This window comes from Flavobacterium psychrotolerans (assembly GCF_003097635.1).
In the GTDB taxonomy this organism is placed as follows: domain Bacteria; phylum Bacteroidota; class Bacteroidia; order Flavobacteriales; family Flavobacteriaceae; genus Flavobacterium; species Flavobacterium psychrotolerans.
On record NZ_QCZI01000045.1, the window covers coordinates 1 to 1,413 of the forward strand.

The following is a 1,413-nucleotide window of genomic DNA, read 5'->3' on the forward strand; positions in this document are numbered from 1 at the left end:
GTAGTCATAGTTTACGATTTTTTATTACCTTCGTAAGGTACTAAATCATCGCGAGTGCTACCGAAGGTTTAGTTCAACACACGCTACAACGGATTTGGGCAATTAGCTTAATGGAGAAATGGTCTTGTATTTAGAATGATTTGGCAAATCCGAAGAATGGGCTTAATTTAGTCCCAAACCCGCTGTAGTACCAGAACGATGGTAGGCAATCCCTCCGGGCTTGCCTACCATCGGCTCCCGGCTACGCCGGCGATGACGTCCGCCCCTTTCAGGGACAGCCGACATCACCGCCTTGGACGCATTCCTTTCGGGAGAAAACTCCCTCAGGAACGACGACCAAGCCGGGAGCCGTTGGAGAGAAAGTCTCCGACTTCCTCTCCAACAGACAGGGGCTTTGCGAGAGGAAGCTCTTTCAGACCTTCTCTCAACTCGACCTTTGCGCAAGCGCAAAAGCCAGCGCAAAGCCCCTGTCTGTTACCAGCAATTTATCCAAAAAACGTAAATCCTAACCTAAAACATGAAAAAAACATTTATCATTTTATTCGTCTTAAGTATCAATTTTATTTTTTCGCAAGATTATTTTGAAGGTAAAAATTTATATTGCAAATCTGAAAATCCAGAAGCCATTAAATTATTTAACATTGGAATTGAAACTTTATATTTAAATAGATCCTTAGATAAAAAATACTTAAAAAAAACTTCTAATATATTTTTTAAAGCTTATAAAACCGATTCTACATTTTGTGATGCGGCATTTTTTACTGGCTATACAATGCGTTTATTAAATGATAAAAACGCATTAGTCTTTTACTACATTGCCGATAGCTTGGGACAAAATAAATCGATAGAATTTAAATCCAATCTCGCAGCCGAAGCATTGAGATTTGAAAGCGAAGAAGGAATAAAATTAGCAAGAAAAAAATACAATGAAATCATACAATATTTTCCTAATAATCCAGAAGGTTACTATGGATTTGCTGTGACTTCTCCAGAGATTGGAGATGTTGAAAAAGGATTAGAAAATATAAATATTGCAATCGAAAAATATAAATACCTAAATAAGACTATAAAAGATGATGTTTATTTTTTGAAAGGTGTTTTACTTGCATTAAATAAAAAATATGAAGAAGGATTAGAAAGTTTTGAGAAAAGTTATTCAACATACAAAAAAGACGAAAATTATAAAATATATTATTCATTGTGTTTATTAAAAGTAGCTGAATTAACAAAAGATGAAAAAATGAAAGAAAAAGCACGAAAATTTTATGACAAAATTGAACATAAAGAACAGATACCGAAAGAAATAAAAGATTTGTTCATATTTTAAACTGCTGGTAATCGAGTAGACGGGTCCGCCAGAAACTGACGGACTGCGCCTCTCACACCACCGTACGTACGGGTCTCGTATACGGC

1 protein-coding gene is annotated in these 1,413 nt (G+C 35.9%); it reads left to right on the forward strand.

Going from position 1 to position 1,413, the window contains the following annotated elements; genetic code table 11:
* Positions 1-517: 517 nt before the first annotated feature.
* Entirely contained in the window at positions 518-1,327 is an 810-nt protein-coding gene (locus tag DB895_RS14095; RefSeq protein WP_116927945.1) for a tetratricopeptide repeat protein, read from the forward strand.
* The last annotated feature ends 86 nt before the right edge of the window (positions 1,328-1,413 follow it).